The organism is Pleomorphochaeta sp. DL1XJH-081, assembly GCF_049310885.1.
Classification (GTDB): domain Bacteria; phylum Spirochaetota; class Spirochaetia; order Sphaerochaetales; family Sphaerochaetaceae; genus CAYZJV01.
Window position 1 is genome coordinate 1 of the sequence record NZ_JBMDYO010000070.1, and the last position, 278, is coordinate 278.

At 42.1% G+C, this 278-nt stretch carries 1 protein-coding gene; it reads right to left on the bottom strand.

The window, feature by feature from the left end; genetic code table 11:
* Positions 1-278, bottom strand: a 278-nt coding sequence (locus tag ACODJP_RS13935; protein WP_422482522.1) for a hypothetical protein, incomplete at both ends; no start/stop codon positions are given.

A 278-nucleotide genomic window follows, 5' to 3' on the forward strand; every position in this document is an offset into this window, starting at 1 on the left:
GTTGTCGAAGACAGAACCTGCTTTGACCTGCCAAACTTCAATGCCAACATACTTGATGGGCTTCAGGACATAAAGATCAGGATCATCTTCAAACTCAGGATTATCAATCCAAGGGATTTTCCATTTTCCTTTATAATTCGGATTCTTGATTCTCTTAGGCTTCCATGGCCCTTTGTATGCTGGATTAGGAATTTTGGGTGCTCTCCATTTTCCATCTTCGTCTTCATCCCAATCATAAGGCTGCTTGGCCTTTGGATCAGGTATTTCTCGTGGAATAG